Annotated in this window: 20 protein-coding genes and 1 tRNA gene; 17 read left to right on the forward strand and 4 right to left on the reverse strand. The window is 62.8% G+C overall.

The features are described from left to right. Positions 1-58 precede the first annotated feature (58 nt). The 4 genes from HPY55_15465 to HPY55_15480 are packed head-to-tail and all read right to left on the reverse strand — an operon-like array spanning position 59 to position 4,035. Positions 59-1,372, reverse strand: coding sequence for an O-acetylhomoserine aminocarboxypropyltransferase/cysteine synthase (locus HPY55_15465; GenBank protein NPV72004.1), 1,314 nt, complete (start codon positions 1,370-1,372; stop codon positions 59-61). A 15-nt stretch (positions 1,373-1,387) separates the two neighbouring features. After that, a complete protein-coding gene (locus HPY55_15470) occupies positions 1,388-2,545 on the reverse strand; it encodes an aminotransferase class V-fold PLP-dependent enzyme (protein ID NPV72005.1) in 1,158 nt (385 codons plus the stop codon). A 4-nt stretch (positions 2,546-2,549) separates the two neighbouring features. After that, positions 2,550-3,575 carry a thiazole biosynthesis adenylyltransferase ThiF gene (locus tag HPY55_15475; protein ID NPV72006.1) on the reverse strand — a complete coding sequence of 342 codons (1,026 nt, stop codon included), beginning with the start codon at positions 3,573-3,575 and terminating at the stop codon, positions 2,550-2,552. Further along, positions 3,565-4,035 (reverse strand): Rrf2 family transcriptional regulator, encoded by a 471-nt coding sequence (locus HPY55_15480; GenBank protein NPV72007.1) that lies wholly within the window; start codon positions 4,033-4,035, stop codon positions 3,565-3,567. The genes HPY55_15475 and HPY55_15480 overlap by 11 nt, the downstream gene beginning before the upstream one ends. A gap of 226 nt (positions 4,036-4,261) precedes the next feature. Here HPY55_15480 and HPY55_15485 point away from each other — a divergent pair, with 226 nt between their 5' ends. The 17 genes from HPY55_15485 (at position 4,262) to HPY55_15565 (ending at position 18,467) form a co-directional block, all read left to right on the forward strand. After that, complete coding sequence (locus tag HPY55_15485; GenBank protein NPV72008.1) at positions 4,262-5,281, forward strand: MBL fold metallo-hydrolase; 1,020 nt, start codon at positions 4,262-4,264, stop codon at positions 5,279-5,281. Positions 5,282-5,444: 163 nt separating this feature from the next. Beyond that, positions 5,445-6,143 (forward strand): M23 family metallopeptidase, encoded by a 699-nt coding sequence (locus HPY55_15490; protein NPV72009.1) that lies wholly within the window; start codon positions 5,445-5,447, stop codon positions 6,141-6,143. A 32-nt stretch (positions 6,144-6,175) separates the two neighbouring features. Further along, positions 6,176-7,060, forward strand: coding sequence for a peptidase M50 (locus HPY55_15495; GenBank protein ID NPV72010.1), 885 nt, complete (start codon positions 6,176-6,178; stop codon positions 7,058-7,060). Between the two features lie 85 nt (positions 7,061-7,145). After that, positions 7,146-9,077: a TIGR03960 family B12-binding radical SAM protein gene (locus HPY55_15500; GenBank protein ID NPV72011.1), complete on the forward strand. Its 1,932-nt coding sequence runs from the start codon at positions 7,146-7,148 to the stop codon at positions 9,075-9,077. Further along, positions 9,068-9,757, forward strand: a complete 690-nt coding sequence (locus HPY55_15505) for a DUF2344 domain-containing protein (protein NPV72012.1) — start codon at positions 9,068-9,070, stop codon at positions 9,755-9,757. Before HPY55_15500 ends, HPY55_15505 begins: the two co-directional genes overlap by 10 nt. Positions 9,758-9,811: 54 nt before the next feature. Beyond that, a complete protein-coding gene (locus HPY55_15510) occupies positions 9,812-11,512 on the forward strand; it encodes an Rne/Rng family ribonuclease (GenBank protein NPV72013.1) in 1,701 nt (566 codons plus the stop codon). A 155-nt stretch (positions 11,513-11,667) separates the two neighbouring features. After that, complete coding sequence (rplU, locus tag HPY55_15515) at positions 11,668-11,988, forward strand: 50S ribosomal protein L21 (GenBank protein NPV72014.1); 321 nt, start codon at positions 11,668-11,670, stop codon at positions 11,986-11,988. A gap of 12 nt (positions 11,989-12,000) precedes the next feature. Then, positions 12,001-12,396 carry a ribosomal-processing cysteine protease Prp gene (locus HPY55_15520; GenBank protein NPV72015.1) on the forward strand — a complete coding sequence of 132 codons (396 nt, stop codon included), beginning with the start codon at positions 12,001-12,003 and terminating at the stop codon, positions 12,394-12,396. Beyond that, positions 12,396-12,677, forward strand: a complete 282-nt coding sequence (gene rpmA / locus HPY55_15525) for a 50S ribosomal protein L27 (protein NPV72016.1) — start codon at positions 12,396-12,398, stop codon at positions 12,675-12,677. The genes HPY55_15520 and rpmA overlap by 1 nt, the downstream gene beginning before the upstream one ends. Positions 12,678-12,858: 181 nt before the next feature. Then, entirely contained in the window at positions 12,859-13,404 is a 546-nt protein-coding gene (locus HPY55_15530) for a hypothetical protein (protein NPV72017.1), read from the forward strand. A 100-nt stretch (positions 13,405-13,504) separates the two neighbouring features. Continuing rightward, positions 13,505-14,551 (forward strand): GTPase ObgE, encoded by a 1,047-nt coding sequence (gene obgE, locus HPY55_15535; GenBank protein NPV72018.1) that lies wholly within the window; start codon positions 13,505-13,507, stop codon positions 14,549-14,551. Positions 14,552-14,622: 71 nt separating this feature from the next. Then, on the forward strand, positions 14,623-15,234 hold the full coding sequence (locus HPY55_15540; protein NPV72019.1) for a nicotinate-nucleotide adenylyltransferase: 612 nt from the start codon (positions 14,623-14,625) through the stop codon (positions 15,232-15,234). A 200-nt stretch (positions 15,235-15,434) separates the two neighbouring features. Beyond that, positions 15,435-15,692 (forward strand): RNA-binding protein, encoded by a 258-nt coding sequence (locus tag HPY55_15545; GenBank protein ID NPV72020.1) that lies wholly within the window; start codon positions 15,435-15,437, stop codon positions 15,690-15,692. 158 nt (positions 15,693-15,850) lie between these two features. After that, positions 15,851-16,486: an HD domain-containing protein gene (locus HPY55_15550; GenBank protein ID NPV72021.1), complete on the forward strand. Its 636-nt coding sequence runs from the start codon at positions 15,851-15,853 to the stop codon at positions 16,484-16,486. After that, complete coding sequence (locus HPY55_15555) at positions 16,483-17,760, forward strand: LCP family protein (protein NPV72022.1); 1,278 nt, start codon at positions 16,483-16,485, stop codon at positions 17,758-17,760. The genes HPY55_15550 and HPY55_15555 overlap by 4 nt, the downstream gene beginning before the upstream one ends. A gap of 32 nt (positions 17,761-17,792) precedes the next feature. Further along, the gene (gene rsfS / locus HPY55_15560) at positions 17,793-18,158 is read left to right on the forward strand and encodes a ribosome silencing factor (protein ID NPV72023.1); all 366 of its coding nucleotides are present in this window, start codon (positions 17,793-17,795) and stop codon (positions 18,156-18,158) included. Between the two features lie 233 nt (positions 18,159-18,391). After that, a tRNA-Ala gene (locus HPY55_15565) sits at positions 18,392-18,467 on the forward strand. The last annotated feature ends 1 nt before the right edge of the window (position 18,468 follow it).

The raw sequence follows: 18,468 nt of genomic DNA on the forward strand, positions 1-18,468 counted from the left end.
GCCGTCGTACAGTCCGGCACCGCCACATCACCCCCGTCCCCCACGCGATACTCCGCCCTCAGGCTCTCGCGGCCGCCAGCGCCTGGTCCAGGTCTGCGATGATATCGTCCACGTTCTCCAGGCCTATCGAAAGCCGCACGAAGTCGTCAGTCACGCCGGTGGAGAGCTGCTCTCCCGGAGTGAGCTGCTGGTGCGTGGTCGAAGCCGGATGGATGATCAGGCTCTTCGCATCGCCAATGTTGGCGAGGTGGGACAGGAGCTTCACCGAATTGATGAGCCTGATCCCGGCCTCGCGGCCACCCTTGATGCCAAAGCCGATGATCGCGCCCTGGCCGGCGGGAAGGTACTTCCTCGCCCTCTCGTAATCGCGGTGGCTGGGCAGCCCGGGGTAGTTTACCCAGGACACGCCTGGATGGGTGTCGAGCCACTTCGCGACCTCAAGCGCGTTCTCGCAGTGCTGCTTCATCCTGACGGGGAGCGTCTCGAGCCCCTGGATGAAGAGGAACGCGTTGAACGGCGAGATGGCGGGGCCGATGTCCCTCAGAAGCTGTACCCTCGCCTTCGTGATGTACGCGATGCCGGGCACGACGGCCTTGTCGTGGTTACCGAATGCTTCCCAGTAGTTTACACCATGATATGACGGGTCGGGTTCTGTAAGCTCAGGGAACTTGCCGTTGTTCCAGTCGAACTTGCCGGAGTCCACTATCGCGCCGCCTATGGACGTCCCGTGGCCACCGATGAACTTCGTCAGCGAGTGCACCACGATGTCCACCCCGTGCTCGAAAGGCTTGAGGAGGTAGGGTGTCGTCACGGTATTGTCCACTACGAACGGTATCCCGTGAGCGTGAGCGATACGCGCAATGCCCTCGAAGTCGTCGACGTTGTTCTTGGGGTTGCCGACGGACTCCGTGTACAGGAGGCGCGTGTTCTCGTCGATCGCCTTCTCAAAGTTCGCCGGGTCAGACGAGTCGACGAACCTCGCTTCGATCCCGAGCTTGGGCAGCGTGTAGTGGAACAGGTTGTATGTACCTCCGTAAAGGTAGCTCGTGGAGACGATGTTCTGGCCGGCGCGCGCTATATTCAGGATCGCCAGGGTGATGGCCGCCTGTCCGGACGCCACCGCAAGCGCCCCGGAACCGCCCTCGAGTTCGGAGAGCCGTTTCTCCAGGACGTCCTGGGTCGGGTTCATCATCCTCGTGTAGATGTTCCCGAACTGCTTCAGGCCGAACAGGCTGGCCGCGTGATCCACCGAGTTGAACACGTACGATGTGGTCTGGTATATGGGCACCGCTCTCGCGTTTGTGCTGGGGTCAGGGACCTGGCCTCCGTGAACCGCTACTGTCTCGAATCCCGGCTTTCTGGTGTTGCCCATCGTTTTCTCCTCCCGTTATCTGATCTCATGTACGGCGAGCTGTCGCACTGCGGCGAGCAGCCGTTCAACGTGGTCGTTGTTGTTGAAGTAGCCGAAACTGGCGCGCAGCGTCCCGCCGGGGAACGTTCCAAGGGACCTGTGGGCGGCGGGGGCGCAGTGCAGCCCCGCCCTTACGCCGATTCCGGAAGCCTCGTCGAGCATGACCCCGGCCATCGAAACGTCGAGCGAATCGATCGTGAATGAGACGATCCCGCTTTGCGTAAATTCCGGGTCAGAGTAGAGCCTGACTCCCGGGATTTCCGCGAGACCCCGCGTGAGTTCCCGGGCGAGGGACGACTCCTTCTCCGCTATCGAGCGGATGCCCTCCGACTCGACGAAGCGGATACCCGCTCCCAGTCCCGCTATCCCCGGCAGGTTCGGGGTGCCCGCCTCGAGCCTCCACGGGAGGCTCCCCGGCTGTTCCTCGTCCTCCGACCTGAATCCGGTCCCGCCTTCCCGCCACGGCCTCAGGTCGAGATCCCTGCCGAAAACCAGCAGCCCGACCCCCATGGGGCCCATCAGGCCTTTGTGCCCAGGCGCCGCGAGCACGTCTATTCCCGAGCTGACCAGGTCGATCTCCAGTGTGCCGGCGGTTTGCGCCGCGTCGACAACCAGCAGGCCGCCGTTCCGGTGGACTATTCCTGCCAGCTCCGCTACGGGCTCCACTCGTCCGGTCACGTTGGACGCGTGCGAAATGACTGCCACGTCGACCCCCTCGCGACAGAGGTCCTCGAAGTCGTCCATGTCCACGCCGGAACCGGGCGCCGCGCGGGCCACTCTCACGACCGCGCCTTCCCTTTCCAGGCTCCGGAGGGGACGCACGACCGAGTTGTGCTCGTACGGCCCTGTGACCACCCTCGATCCCTCGCGCACCAGCCCCTTGAGGGCGATGTTCAGCGAGTCCGTACAGTTCAGCGTGAACACCACGTGCGAGGGGCCTGGGGCGTTAAAGAGGCGCGCCGCGAGTAGCCTCGTCTCATCCATCACCCGTTCGGCGCGGACCGACATACGGTGTGAGGATCTTCCCGGATTGGCCCCCGCATGCTGCATACATGCGTTGATAGCCGCGTACACGGCGCCCGGCTTGGGCCACGAAGTGGCGGCATTGTCCAGGTACACGAACTCCTCACGCACGGCCTCACCCCCCTATGTATCGCGTGTAGAGGCTCTTGGCGGCGACGGGATCGGTCGTCCCGAAGACGATGGCCCTTCCGTCCCGGAACAGCGCGACCTCGTACTCACCTACTCTGAACCTCAAGAGATAATCATTTGACTCGACCCTGAACGCGCGGCTCAAGGTTCGAGCTGTAGACTCGTAGTCAAACCTGCGCGTCTCACGGGGGACCACCTGCACGGCGTTGCGCCCGCAGAGGGAGGCCGTCGCCATGTGATCGGCCTGCCGCAGGAGGGTGAACTCCCTCCCTGCGCACACCGTGCAGCCGGTGTTCCTCGATGTTGCGACGTGCGTCACCCTGTTGTCCCACAGGTCGAACAGCATCAAGCCGTTCAACGCGCGGTCCTTGCGCCCCGCCGCTATCTTCAGCGCCTCGGACGCTTCCCACGAGGCGATCGTGAATGTCACCGGCCCCAGCACGCCGGCCGTGTCGCACGTGAAAGGCGACGACAACCCGGCCGCATTAGGGTAGAGGCAGTTGTAGCACGCGGTTTCCCCGGGGAGGCACGTGGACACGGTACCGTACGTGGAGACACACGCGCCGTGCACCCACGGAATCCCCGCCTTGACGCACGCCTCGTTGATCAAGGCCCTGGTGTAGAAGTTGTCGAGGCCGTCGACGACCACGGTTGCGCCCGCGACGATCCTCTCCACGTTCCCGGGGTTGACGTCGTCCACGACCACTTCGTACGAAATCTCCGAGTTGAACCGCACGAGGTGTTCGCGAGCAGCGACCGCCTTCGGGATGCTATTCCGCGCGTCATCCTCGTCGTACAGCCCCTGCCGCTGGAGGTTGGTCCAGTCCACGAAGTCGCGATCCACGAGCCTGATGGTTCCCACCCCCGCTCTCGCGAGGACGTTCGCAGACGTGCTGCCCAGCGCGCCGAGGCCGATGACCACCGCGGTTGCGCGGGACATAAATTCCTGCCCCTCCTCGCCTATGCCGGAGACCAGTACCTGACGCGAGTAACGCGAGTTCTCATATCCCATATCCGTCGCACCCCGGCGGTGCCGGGTCCTCCCCCTCAACGAGCGATTGAATCGTGATCGAATCGAGTGCGAGTTCGATGTGATGCTGAAGCCTGTCCCACGCCTTCCGGCTCGCGCACGTTGCCTTGCGTTCGCACCTGCTCGCGGGGTTCTTCCCGGGGGGAAGGAGGCACCCTACCGGTGCGAGCGGGCCGTCGAGGGCGCGAACCACCGAACCCACGGTTATCTCGTTGGCGCTCTTCGCGAGCCTGTATCCGCCGTTAAGCCCTCGTACCGCGTCGACAAACCCGTGCTTCCTCAGCCCGTGGAATATGAGCCCGAGGTATTTCTTCGAGATGTTCTCCTTCTCCGCGATTTGCGCCAGCGAGACGGGGCTTCCGCCCTGGTTCTCCTCGCCCGAGAGGAGCTCCAGCGCGCACAGTGCCCGGACTCCGTACCGCGCCTTCGCCGAAATCTTCATGTTATCCACCACCTGCTTACCCACCACTTGCGGCGGATCGGTGCAAAATCATTAGTAATTCGGTAGTATTTCTGCTATACTACCATACGCCGCGCGCGAGATCCAGTACTGTTTTCCAGGCGCGACTGCCGCCGTGGAGGTCTTGTCCGGCGTGCCGTCGAAAGATAGTTCCCTCGCCAGACGGCCACCGCGGTCTCCTGGGGAGTATCGAAATGGAGTGAGGGTATTGTCGAACTGTCAGGATACGCCCGCGCCGGGCATTACCTGGCTCGAGCCGGGCATAGGTGTCATCAAGATCCCCGTCCCGCTGCCGGTGAAAGTCACCAACTCATACGTCCTGGGCGACCCGCCGGAGGCCGTAGTGGACTGCGGTCCGTGTTACCCCTCGTCCCTGTCCGTGCTGAGGGATTCCATTCAGGGCACGGCGCCCCGCGTTTGTGTGGCGACACACCTGCACGTGGACCATTATGGCGCCTCGGGGACGGTGCAGCGCGAATGGGGCTGCGAGGTCTGGATGGGTGACGTCGACGCGGAAGAGGGGTGGAGGTTCTACGCGGGCCCGCGAGATGACGACCACCTGTACTGGGAGGCGTTCATGCGCCACGGGGTGCCGCACGACGGCGCCGAGGCGACTTATGGCGTGGTGCAGCGGATCAGGGGATTGATCGACTATCCCACGATAAACCGGAGGTTGGCGGACGGGGAGGAGATCGACCTCGGTGGAAGGCGCTGGCGCGTTGCGGTCACGCCCGGCCACACCACCGGCCACGTGTGCCTGTATAGCGAGCGAGAGGGCATACTGCTGTCCGGCGATCACGTTCTCCCAAGGATAACGCCCAACATCGGCCTTTCGATCAAGGAAGGGTTCAATCCGATACAGGAATACCTCAAATCACTCGAAAGGACGGCGGGCCTCAACGCGCGGGTGGCATACCCCGGGCACGGGGCGGTGATCGACAACCCTACCTCCAGGGTTCGTGAGATAATCGACCATCACGTACTCAGGGCGCGGCGCGTGCTCGAGATCATGGGGCCCAGTCCCCTCAACGGATACGAGGTTGCGCTGGGGATGTGGGGCAACACGCTCGATGCGTTCCAGATGAGGTTCGCGGTGGCGGAGGCGGTTGCCCACCTCGACTGGCTTGCGGCCGAGGGCTGGGTTGTGAAGACAGCCGTTGACGGGGTCACTGTGTACGCCGCCGTGCGGCCGGGGGAGGCCTTTGAGAGGGGGGGCTTGGACGGTTGAATCTCACCGTTGTCGGGAGGTACGCCGCCGCCGCCGGTCTCCGGCACGGCTACAGGCCGTCCGGTATAAGGGTGTAACTCGAATACTGCCCCCGTCGCCCAAATATAATCCATAGTGGCCGAGCATTCGAGTGCAACCTGCCGGCAGCCGCGGGGTGAGGGGTATGAGTTACGGTACTTTCCGCGTCAGGAGGACCTTCCCCCGACGCTACTACAACCGCGTAGCGGCATCCGTTTCGCGTTCCGTCGCTACTCCCGTCGTCCGGAAGGTGGCGATATGCCTCCTGGTGTTCCTGTTCGTGTGGATGGTCGCCCGCATCCCGGTAACGCCCGCCCGAAGGCTCACGTCGGTCCTGCGTTGGGCGTTCACCTCCGATTCCGACTTCACCGCCGTGTTTTCGTTCATCAGGCGCCTTGCCGAGGGGCTCCCCGAGACGGGTTTCTGGGCGTTTCCCGTCACAGGCTCCGCCGGGGCGAAGATGGCGTGGCCGGTCGACGGCAGGCTGACGGCGCTGTACGGATGGAAGACCGACCCGAACACCAAGCAAGAGAAGCTCTACGAGGGGATCGACATAAGCGCGCCCGCGGGTACCCCGGTAAAGGCAGCGCTCGCGGGGGTCGTGGTGAGCGTGCGCGACAGCGCGACATATGGTAAAGTGATAGAGGTCGAGCACGGCCGGGGGCTCAAGACGGTCTACTACCGGTGCGCCGAGGTCGCCGTGATCCCGCATACACGGGTGGAGCGCGGGGATGTCATCGCCAGGGTCGGGGCGCTCCCCGGCGCCGGCAGCCCGTACATCCACTTCCAGGTAGTCGTGGAGGGTAACAGGGTAGACCCCCTCAAGCACCTCCCTGCGCTGTGACTGGCCGGCTCACGCCCGGCGGGTAACGTCCGGTGAGGATATTCTCGTTCGCGGGGATACCAGTATCCCTCAACGTGTACTTCATAGGCATGATCGTGGTCTACGCTGCCGCGGGCCTCGGCCCCCAGGTGACCCTCCTGTTCATGATCGTCATCACCCACGAACTCGCCCACCTCCTGGCAGCGCGGTTGTGCGGCGTCGAAGTCCTGGGTATCGAGGTATTCCCGTTCGGCGGGATGGCGAGGACCGTGGGGCTGCCGGCGGGGGAACCGCTGGTGGAGGCCGCCATAGCCGTGGCCGGCCCTCTTCACAACTTCCTGCTGTATGGCCTCGGCCTCATGCTGCGCCAGTGTGAGATCGTGAACCCCGACTTGATCTCCTTCTACCTCGACGCCAACCTGTCGCTCGCGTTCATCAACATGCTTCCGGCCCTTCCCCTGGACGGCGGCAGGGCGCTTCGAGGCTACATCGCGCAGGCCGCGGGGTACCGCAGGGCCACCGCGCTCCTGTCGCGGGTGGGCGTGGTCGCCTCGTTAAGCATGGCGGGCTGGGGAATCGTCATGTTGCGGCGGGGGCAGCTCGTCCCAAACGCCTTTGCATTCGCTATTTTTCTCCTCATCGCGGGCCGGCGCGAGGAAGGGTCGTCGGGTTACCTCCCTGTGAGAGCTCTCCTGGCCAAGAGGGATTTGCTCAGGAAACGCGGGATGATGCCTGTCGAGCGGATGATCGCGCTGCACACGACCACGGTCCTGGACGTAGCGGTGAGGCTCTCGCCGTCGAAGCAGTACCTCATCAGCGTCACCGACTCCTCGGGGAACGTGATGGGCGAGGTATGGGAGAACAGGCTGCTCGACTACATTTTCTCCGGCCGCGGCAATGACACCCTCGGGGTTCTACTGCGCAACGGCGCGGGTTAGGCCGCACGACGGGTCGCCGTCGGCGTGCCGCCCCAGTAAGGCCGCGAACCCACGGCGGGGGGGCCGATGGTAAATCCACCTGATTATGGGTATAATTGAGCCGGTGAAAAATAACGTGGGGATCCCCCTGGATCAAATCCTGCCCCGGGTTTCCCGGCCCGCCAGGTATACGGGCGGCGAGTGGAACCAGATAGTCAAGGACCACCGCGACGTCGCCGTGACGTTCGCATTCGCTTTTCCCGACGTCTACGAAGTAGGCATGTCCCACCTGGGCCTCAAGATCGTCTATCACTTGCTCAACCGGCGGGACGACGTCGCGTGCGAGCGGGTCTTCGCACCCTGGGTCGACATGGAGACCCTGATGCGCGAGCGCGGGGTGCCGCTGTTCAGCCTCGAGACGCGGACACCGGTTTCCACGTTCGACATCGTGGGCTTCACCCTCCAGTACGAGATGACGTACACTAATATAGTTAACATGCTGGACCTCGCCGGCATCCCACCCGTGGCGGCCGCGCGGGGACCGGAGTGGCCGCTCGTGATAGCCGGCGGGCCTTGCGCCTTGAATCCCGAACCCGTGGCGGAGATGTTCGACTGCATCCTCATCGGGGACGCCGAGGGCGCGCTCGACGAGATCATTGCGGTGTACAAGGATTGGAAGCAGGTGGGTCGTCGGCCGGGGGACCGTGCGCTCGCCGGTGCGAGCGCCGCAGGCGACCGCGCCGGTCCCGGCGCACCCGGCGTCACGCGCGACAAGCCGGACCTCCTGCGCCGGCTCGCGGGAATCGAGGGTTGCTACGTTCCCTCGCTGTACAGGCCGGAGTATAACGACGACGGCACGGTGCACCGCGTGGCGCCGGCCGCGGGGGCCCCGGAGCGGGTGCGCAGGAGGATCGCGGAATCGCTCGACCTCACCGACTACCCGCTGATGCCGCCCGTCCCCTACCTCGACGCGGTACACGACAGGGCCGTCGTCGAGGTCATGCGCGGGTGTACGCGTGGTTGCAGGTTCTGCCAGGCTGGGATGATATACCGGCCGGTGCGCGAGCGGTCCCCCGCGGACGTCGGAAAAGCGGCAGCCGAGACAATCAGGAACACCGGGTACGACGAGCTCTCGCTGATGTCGCTGTCGAGCACCGACTACAGCCACATCAGGCACGTGGTGGACGAGCTCGGGCGTGACCTGGCTCCACTCGGGGTCGGGCTGTCGCTACCCTCGCTTCGCGTCGACGCGTTCTCGGTGGACATAGCCAACAAGGTCCAGGCGGTCCGGAAGTCGGGACTCACCTTCGCTCCGGAGGCGGGGACCCAGCGCCTGAGGGACGTCATCAACAAGCGCGTGACCGTGGACGACCTGGTGGAGGCGGCATCCGCCGCCTTCGAGTCCGGCTGGGACGGGCTGAAACTGTACTTCATGATCGGGCTTCCGACCGAGACCGACGCCGATCTCGAAGGAATCGTGGATATGACGCGGTCGGTCGCCGCGCTGTACGAGCGCGTTGCATCAAGACGCTCCTCGGGATCGCACAGGCGACTGACGTTGACGGTCAGCGCATCGTCGTTTGTTCCCAAGGCGCACACGCCGTTCCAGTGGGAGCCCCAGGTCGATAGGGAGGAGCTCGAGCGCAGGCAGCGTTTTCTGAAGGACAGGCTTCGGAAGACCAGGGCCAGGTTCGACTGGCACGACGCAGGTATGAGCGTCATGGAGGCAGTGCTGGCCAGGGGCGACCGGAGGCTCGCGCGGGTGATCATCGAGGCGTGGCGGCGGGGAGCCAGGTTCGACTCATGGACCGACAGGTTCCGCGAGGACCTCTGGCTGGATGCGTTGAGCCATTGCGGGTTGAATCCGCGGTTCTACGCAAACAGGCAGCGAGACCCGGATGAACTGTTCCCGTGGGATCACGTGGATTCGCGCATCGCTAAGGGGTTCCTGCTGAGGGAGCGTGCGAGGGCGTTTAAGGCGATGACCACGCCGGACTGCAGGCGTGACGGGTGCGAGGCGTGCGGTGTATGCGTATAAGACTCCTGTTCAAGAAGGGCGAACCGGTGAGGTTCATATCGCACCTCGATACAATGAGGGCGTTCGCCAGGGCAATGCGCAGGGCGGGCCTGCCGGTGGCGTTCTCGCGGGGGTTCAACCCGCACCCGCGCATGGTGTTCGCGCTGCCGCTCGCCGTGGGCGCCACCAGTGAGATGGACGTGCTGGACGTGGATTTCAGCGAGAGGGTGGGCCTGCTGCAGGCAGTGCAGGCGCTGAACGCGGCCCTGCCGCCGGGGTTGTGCACCTGCGTGGCGCGGGAGATACCTGTGGACTCGCCGCCCGCGATGTCGGTCGTGGATGCCTCCGAATACTCGGTGAAGGTGCCTATTAAGAATCGATCGGTGGACCCCGCCGGACCGCTCAGGTCGTTCATGGAGTCCGGTTCGATCTGTGTGGAGAGGAAGCGCGAGGGCCAGCCGGCGCGCACCATCGATGTCCGGCCGCTCGTGCTGATCGCGGCGGAGGGCGGCGACGGCGGTGGGGGAATGGCCCATTACGAGTTCACCATCCGTTCCGGCAGCCGCCAAAACCTGCGTCCGGATGAATTGTTGCAGGCGTTGGATTCTATAGGTGAAGGGTGGCTCGAACTGGCGGAAGCAAGGTATCACAGGAGGGGATTGTACACGTTGAGGGACGGCCGGCTCGTCCCGCTGGTCTAGGATTCAACCACAGCCGTCGTGGGCACTGCCCACTTATCAAGGAGTGAACTCTTTTTGGAAAAGGAAATACTCATCACCGTCGACTACGACGAGACTCGCGTCGCGGTGCTGGAGGACGGGGTGTTGTCCGAGGTCTACATCGAGAGGCCCGTCCTGCAGAAGAGCGCTGGGAACATCTACAAAGGCCGCGTCGAGAACGTCCTCCCGGGGATGCAGGCCGCGTTCGTCGATATCGGCCTGGAACGGAACGCGTTTCTGTACGTCGATGACGCCACGCCCCCGAGGAACGGGGACGACGACGATGACCCGGGGGACGAAATCAGGAAGAAGACGATCAAGGACATCCTGAAGGTAAACCAGGAGATACTGGTCCAGGTAGTCAAGGAACCGATGGGCACGAAGGGCGCGAGGGTAACGAGGTACTTCACCTTGCCCGGTCGCTACCTCGTACTTATGCCTGCGGTCGACTACGTGGGCGTATCGCGGAGGATCGAGGGGGAACACGAGAGGGACCGGCTCCGGAAGATGGCGGAGCGCCTGAAGCCGCAGGGGACCGGACTCATAGTGCGCACGGTCGCGGAGGGGAAAAGTGAGCACGAGATCAAGCAGGACCTCGAATTCCTTCACCGCCTGTGGTCGCGGATCCAGGCCAGGGCCAAGAACGCGCAGGCACCCAGCCTCATCCACAAGGACCTGGGCCTCGTCTACAGGATAGTGCGCGACCTTTTCTCGGAGGACGTGGCACGACTCACCGTAGACTCGCGCCACGAGTACGAGCGAATTCTCGAGCTTCTCGACGTCATGTCCCCCGAACTCAAAGGCCGCGTGCACATGTTCACGGCGCGCGACAGGTCGCTGTTCGACCTGCATGGCGTTGACACCGAGATAGAGGACTTGCTGAAGAAGAAGGTGTGGCTCAAATCCGGGGGCTACCTCGTAATTGACCAGACTGAGGCGCTGACCGCCATCGACGTGAACACCGGTAAGTACGTTGGGACGACGAACCTGGCGGACACGGTGTTCAAGACGAACATGGAGGCCGCCAGGGAGATCGCCAGGCAACTCAGGCTGCGCGACATAGGCGGTATCATCATCATCGACTTCATTGACATGCAGAGCCACGACCACCGCCAGAAGGTGATGGCGGCGCTCGAGAACGAGCTCAAGAAGGACAGGACCAGGAACACGGTGCTTGGTCTCACGCAGCTCGGACTCGTCGAGATGACCCGAAAGAAAGTCCGGCAAGGATTGTCCGCCGTGCTGGAGCAGCCGTGCTCGTACTGCGGTGGAAAGGGCCGAATACTCAATGAAGCCACAATGGCGGCGAAGGTCCGCAAGGAGGTGCGGCGGATACTGAAGCATTCCGCCAGCGAGGCGGCGCTGCTCGAGGTACACCCGACCGTCGCGTCGCTCCTGATAGGTTCCGGCGGCGTCAACCTCCGGGAGATGGAGAAGGAGACGGGGAAAATCGTTTACATCCGCGGCAATGCGGGCCTTCACGTGGAGAACATCAACCTTCGCGCTCTCGGCACGCGCGAGGAAGTCGAGTCGAAGGCGCTGCCGGTGAAGATCGGTGACACGTTGGAGATCAAGATCGAGGAGCCCCACGCGTCCAACCCGTGGGACGGGATCGGCCGCCTGGAGGGCTACGTCATCGACATCGAAGGCGCCGGCAAACTTGTCGGCGAGAAGGTCAACGTTGAGATAACCAAGGCGTTCCGGACCTACGCGAGGGCGAAGATGCTCGACGCGTGAAAACTCCCTTTCCTTGACACCCATTGGGGCGCGTGCTACAATCATTTGGCGGCGTTTTTGCTGCAGGACGCTGCGCTACCGCTCGGAGGAGGCCCAAAGCTGGCGCGCTCGCGCCGCGCCTCGTTCCGGCGAGTCTGGGCAGGGAGGATGATGGCATGTACGCCATTGTTGAGACCGGAGGCAAGCAGTACAGGGTCTCCGAGGGAGACCGGATCACCGTCGAGAAGATCAAGGCCGGGCCGGGTCAGCCGGTCGAATTCGATAAGGTGCTTTACGTTCAGAAGGACGACGGCGAGTCGATAGTCGGCAAGCCGCTCGTTGAAGGCGCGAAGGTCGTCGCCAAAGTAGAAGAGCAGGGTAAGCACAAGAAGATCCTCATCTTCCACTACAGGCACAAAGTTAACTACCGCAAGCGCTACGGCCACAGGCAGCCATTCACCAGACTGGTGGTTGAAAAGGTGGTCCTGCCCAGATAGGGCGAGGCGATGGTGCGGATCACGGTCGGGCGCGATGAGCGCAGCGACATAGTGACGGTCAGGGCGGAGGGCCATTCGGGGTACGCGCCGTCGGGCAGCGACATAGTGTGCGCCGCCGTATCGGCGGTGGTGCAGACGGCGGTCCTGGGAGTGCGACAGGCTGCGGGTTGCGAGGCGGTCGTCAAGACCGGCGATGCCTTGATAGAGGCGAAATTCGCGCGGCGTGGCGCGAAGCCGGCGGGGCCGGCGGACGCTGGCCAAGACGCTGAGGGCGGCGGCAGTCAGGGATGGCCGGAGGCCCAGGCAATTCTCGAGGCCATGCTACTCGGGCTGCGCGAGATAGAAGACGGAAGAAGACGATACGTGCGAGTTACGGAAACGCGAGTCGAGGGAGGTGCGACGACATGATGAACATCCAGGTATTCGCACACAAGAAGGGTGTAGGGAGCTCCAGGAACGGCCGCGACTCCGCTTCCAAGCGACTTGGAGTTAAGAGCCACGACGGGCAGTTCGTGTCCGCCGGTAGCATAATCGTAAGGCAGAGGGGTACGAAGGTCCATCCCGGTCTTAACGTGGGGATCGGTGGCGACGACACCCTGTTCTCGAAGGTCGACGGATACGTCGGGTTCGGCAGCAGGGGAAACAGGAAGGTCGTCAACGTCTACTCCGAGCCGCAGGCGATTGTGTAAAGGGTCAGGGAAGCGGTTCGTTCCGGAACGGAGCGCACCGAACTCCGGAGGTCTCCCTCCGGAGTTCGCTCGTGTCAGGGCCCGGTCCGGGGCGCGTCCGCGAGGCGCGGCAGGATTTGGCAGGGGCGCCGCGAAAGGGTGTGAAGGCTGCGGTCAGGTCGGAGGGAGCGGATGCGTTTCGATGGCTGGGGACATCGACAGGGAGTCCCTGTCTTTCGCACTTCGGCGGCAGAGCCATGAGTTCATGAACGACCTGCAGGTTATATCCGGGTGGCTCCAGATGGGAAACGTTCAAAAGGCGCTGGAGCATATTGAGTCCACGAAAGAGCGCGTCAAGAGGGAATCCCTCCTCATGAACTCGCTGGGCCCCGATCTATACGGCTGGCTGCGGTATCTCGATCTCAAGATCCAGGCTGCCGGTGGGGACGCGGATGTTGAAGCACCCCGGGGACTCGACTACAGGGACTGGCGACCGTGCAGTCACCTCGAGAAGGCCGTTGAGGACGTTTCCTGCTGGATGATCAAGCGCGGCTGCGCGAGGCTACGCTTGAGACCGTCCCTCGATAACGGCCGGCAGATCGTGGCGATCGAGTCGCTCGAACGATGTCCCTGTGTCGAAGACCTCGAGGCTGATGCGGCCGGCTACCCGCGGCAGGATGTGCTGGTCCGCGTGGGCGAATCCTGCGGGTGCCCGTGCGTTTTCGTTGAAAGCCCGATCCGTCGCTAGACGGTTCACACCTCACATCAGAGCCCCCCGATTTCATGGAATACTAGTATCATCGACGTGGGCGCGCATGTAGCGGGCGCCAGCCTCAAGGAGACCTCGAATGTTTGTAGACAAGGCTAAGATAAACGTAAAGAGCGGCGACGGCGGGAACGGCTGCGTTGCCTTCCGCCGCGAGAAGTTCATCCCGCGAGGAGGCCCGAGTGGGGGGGATGGTGGCCGCGGGGGCGACGTCACCTTCGTCGTCGACCCCGGCATGAGGACCCTGATGGATTTCAAACACAAGGTCCACTTCAAGGCGGGCCGCGGGGAACACGGCCAGGGGTCGAACATGGCCGGCCGGGACGCGGAGGACCTCTACATAAGGGTTCCGCCGGGGACCATCGTCAAGGACGAGACCGGCGCCAGCGTACTTGCGGACCTCACTTCCGGGGGCCAAACCTTCGTGATCGCGCGCGGTGGCCGTGGGGGCCGCGGGAACGCGCGGTTCGCCACGTCGGTCAGGCAGGCGCCGAGGTTCGCGGAACCGGGGAAGCCCGGTGAGGAGCGCTGGGTCGTGCTGGAGTTGAAACTCCTGGCCGACGTGGGTATCATCGGGTTCCCGAACGCCGGCAAGTCCACCCTCCTGTCGCGTGTAACCAATGCGCGCCCGAAGATCGCGGACTACGAGTTCACCACAATCAGCCCCAACCTGGGCGTGGTCGAGCTCGAAAACGGCCAGAGCTTCGTGCTCGCCGACATTCCAGGCCTTATCGAGGGAGCGCACGAGGGGAAGGGTCTCGGGCACGAGTTTCTGAGACACGTCGAGCGCACAAGGGTGCTCCTCCACATGGTCGACGCCGCGGGGACGGCGGGGCGAGACCCCGTCTCGGACTTCCACGTGATAAACCGCGAGATCGCGCTGTACACCCCCCGGCTTGCGGCGCTACCCCAGGTTGTGGCACTTAACAAGATGGACCTACCGGCGGCGGGCGAGAACGCTTCGCGACTCCGGTCGGAAATAGCACGGAGCGGGTTTCACGTATTCGAAGTGTCGGCGGTTACCGGCCAGGGGATACGCGACCTCATGTTTAAGGTGGTTGAGCTCTTGCGTGAGGCCGAGCAGGTCAGTACAAGTCAACCGGAAACTAATGGAATTTCTGGCGCCTGAAAGCAGGAATTTGGGCGTTTTCGTAGAATTTCGCCAACACATGATTCTGGGGGGTACGCGCCAGCAAACGCATGAGCCGTCTTGGAGTAATGGGAGGGACTTTCGACCCGATTCATTTTGGGCACTTGCTGGCTGCGGAGGAAGTTCGCGCAGGGTTCAACCTCGAAAAGGTCCTGTTCGTTCCGTCCGGTACACCCCCACACAAGAACGGCAAGCACGTGACCGGTGCGATCCACCGGTATACGATGACTGCGCTGGCGATCTCGGGGAACCCTCACTTCCATGTGTCCACCATCGAAGTAGACAGGCCGGGACCCAGCTACACTGTGGACACCATCACAACGCTAAAGTCGCAGCTCCCCGTTGACGCCGAAATCCTGTTTATCACAGGGGCCGATGTCATAGTAGACATACTCTCGTGGAAGGACACTCAACGCCTCCTGACCCTGTGTGAGTTCGTCGCGGTAATGCGTCCCGGCTATTCCATATCGGGCATTGACCGCGTCAAGGAACAGCTGGGTTCACTGGCCTCTCGGGTTCACATCTTTCCCGCCACCGGGCTCGACATATCGTCGAGCGACATAAGGGAGCGGGTGAAGACGGGTAGACCCATAAAATACCTCGTACCTGAGCCGGTCGAGGAGTATATCCACAAAATGGGTTTCTACACACATCCCGGGTAGGCGACCAATATAATGGGGTGGAGGCTGCCTCTGTCCGTGTTCCATGTTATCTCGATCCGCGTGTCGCATTTACCGTACTCTTACGGTCCTTAGGCGCCGAGTTCGAGACGGAGCTCGGGCGCCTGTTGTTTTGGACAGCGCGGTGAGGCTCCGCCCGCCAGAATGCCGGTTGGTCCGGTGGTGAAAGGAGGTGAACGTGGTTGGCCAAGACCCTTTACGTAGGCAACCTGCCCTGGGCAACGACCGAGGACGAGCTGTCGAGGGCGTTCCAGCCCTACGCAGACGTCAAGAGTTGCAGGATTATCATGGATCGCGAGACAGGCAGGTCGCGCGGGTTCGGGTTCGTCGAAGTCGCCGACGAGGATGCCCAGAAGGCCATCGATGCCATGAACGGCACGCAGTTCGGTGGCAGAGAGATAATCGTCAACGAAGCCCGGCCGCGGCAGAGTAAGTTCTAACCGGTTTACGGGTTGAGCCTTCGTGGCCACCGCCTCCTGAGCTTCTTGGTTCAAAGAGTCTGAGGAGGCCTTATTGTTTCCGTGCTCGGGAACTATGTTAACGCATGGGCGTCCTATGTGTAAGATCTGTGAGAGCGTTTCCCACAGGAGAGCGGGCGTTGGATGTTGAAAGGTGTCGCTGGGGCGATGCTTGTATGGAGTATGTCTCGCTGATCCAGAGCATGATGCCGGACCTGCGCCGGGCGCTGCCTTTAGACCTGTACGACCACTGTGTCAGGACCATGGAGACAGCAGTCGACATCGCGAGGAGCGCGGGGGCCGACGAGTCCGCCTGCGCGGTTGCTGGGTTGCTGCACGACTACTGCAGGCATTTCCCGGGAACGCGGTTGTTGAAACTGGCGGCGGAACTTGGAATAGTCTTCGGGGACGTCGAACGGCACAGGCCCCTCTTGCTGCACGGCCCTGTAGCTTCGGAGCTTGTGAGCAGGGATCTGGGAGTAACTGACCACAGGATTCTCGACGCGATCAGGTACCATACGACGGGGCGCGCCGGGATGTGTGCGGTAGAGCAGGTGGTCTACGTCGCCGACAAGGTTGAACCGGGGAAATTCCCCACCTTAAGACTGAGCCTCGAGGGGCCCGGGCGGGGTGCGGACGGCGAGGAGCCGCTCAAGCGTTTCCTGGTGGAACACGCGAACGACACCATATTGAGGCTCGTGAAGGCCGGAGCGGCGATACACCCGCTCGTTGTCGAGATGCGCAATTGGATAATTCAGGCGAGGGTTGAGATTTGAGAACAGAAGGGGTACTGCAACCGGCAACAACCAGGCAGAAGAAGAAGAAACTGAACGTGAAGCGGACGGCCGCGGTGGCCGCGCTCCTCCTCGTGTTCTTTGTGGGAGGGGTCCTCGCCGGGGCGTGGTACTTCCTGTCCAGAGTGTACAATCCCGTTGCGAGGCCCGAGGCGCACAACGGGCAGGCGGTGGCACCAAGGATCAACGTGCTCGTGATGGGGCTCGACGGCGGTGTCAACGGACCCACCAGAAGCGGCACTCCTGTGCACACCTCAAGGACCGACACCATGATGGTGCTGAGCTTGGACCCCGAGCTCAGATCGGCAGGCATCCTGTCCATCCCCAGGGACACCAGGGTAAAGATGTCCGGCAAGAGCGGGTACGACAAGATCACCCATGCCCACGTTTACGGTGGCCCCAAGCTGGCACTGGAAACGGTGCAGGGGCTTATCGGCGAGCCCATCCCGTATTACGTGCGAATCAACTTCGCCGGTTTCGTCAAGCTCATCGACATGATCGGCGGGGTCGAAATGACCATAGACCACAACATGGACTACGACGACCCGTATCAAAACCTGCACATCCACCTGAAAGCCGGCAAGCAGGTGCTCGACGGTGAGAAGTCCCTGCAATTCGTCAGGTACAGGCAGTACCCGCAGGGTGACATAGACAGGGTAAAGGCCCAGCAGAAGTTCCTCAGCGCACTCATGAAATCGTTTTTCGATATGAATACCCTGTGGAAGCTGCCCAGCATTGCGCGCGAGGCCGCCAACCACGTCGACACGAACATCGAGCCTGCCCTGGTGCTCACCCTGGCGAACGCCGCGCGGCAACTCGGCCGCGAGGACGTCAAAATGGATGTAATACCGGGTCAACCAGCCGACATCTCCGACGCGACCGGCGTCGCGATAAGCTACTGGGTGGCCGACCAGCATGCCCTCAAGAAGATGGTCGACCTCCTCATCAGGGGTATCGATCGCGACGCCAACTCGAAGGTCAGGGTCGAGGTCGTGAATGGCACGGGAACGGCCGGCATGGGCGAAAAGGCGGCCAAGAACCTGCGAGACCTCGGCTACCTGGTCACGGTGACTAACGCCGAAAAGCCGAACAAGGGGCCGACGCGCGTGATTGGCGCGGCCGCCAACAGCAACGCGGTGAAAGGGATATGCCGGGAGGTAGCCAAGTTTGCCCCACAGGCCACCATATACAATCGCGCGCCCGGAGAGAACGTGGATGTATCTATCCTGCTTGGAGTAGACTGCAACTTGAAATAGGTTTCGAATAGCATGCGGGGAGGTGCGACCGGTTGGAGCCAGTGGCCTTGGCCAGGCTCGCGTACGAGGCGGCGGTTGAGAGAAAGGCCCACGACGTTCAGGTCCTCGATGTCAGCAACATGACCACGGTTGCGGATTACTTCGTCATTGCAAGCGCCCCCAACAAGCCCCATGTGGAAGCGATCGCCGGCAACGTCATGGAAAAGCTCGAGAAAGCGGGTGTGAGAGCCCACCACGTTGAGGGCAGGGGACCTGCCGCCTGGTTGCTGCTCGATTACGGCTCAGTCATCGTCCACGTGTTCCACGAAGACATGAGGGCATTCTACAACCTCGAGCGTCTGTGGGGTGACGCTAAATCACCGGACCTTGACTTGGCGTCACCCGTTTCATATAATTGATTATGCCTTCGCGCTGCTCGACTGCGGCAAGACGACGGGGCCGCGCGCGGCGCATCGAATACCGGATAGTCGATGAAGGGGAGCAGTAGGCCGGAGGCAACGACAAGAGAGCCCGCGGGTGGTGAGAGCGGGACGTTGAGCCGCCGAACTCGCCCCGGAGCAGCGAGGCGAAAGTATGAACGAGTAGCCGAGCCGTGGCGCGCGTTAAGCGAACGACAAGGGTAAGTTTGAGTGGGGCTGTAGCTCAGCTGGGAGAGCGCTTGAATGGCATTCAAGAGGTCGTGGGTTCGATCCCCATCAGCTCCACCAC

It is taken from the genome of Bacillota bacterium, assembly GCA_013178305.1.
Lineage (GTDB): Bacteria > Bacillota > Sulfobacillia > JABLXB01 > JABLXB01 > JABLXB01.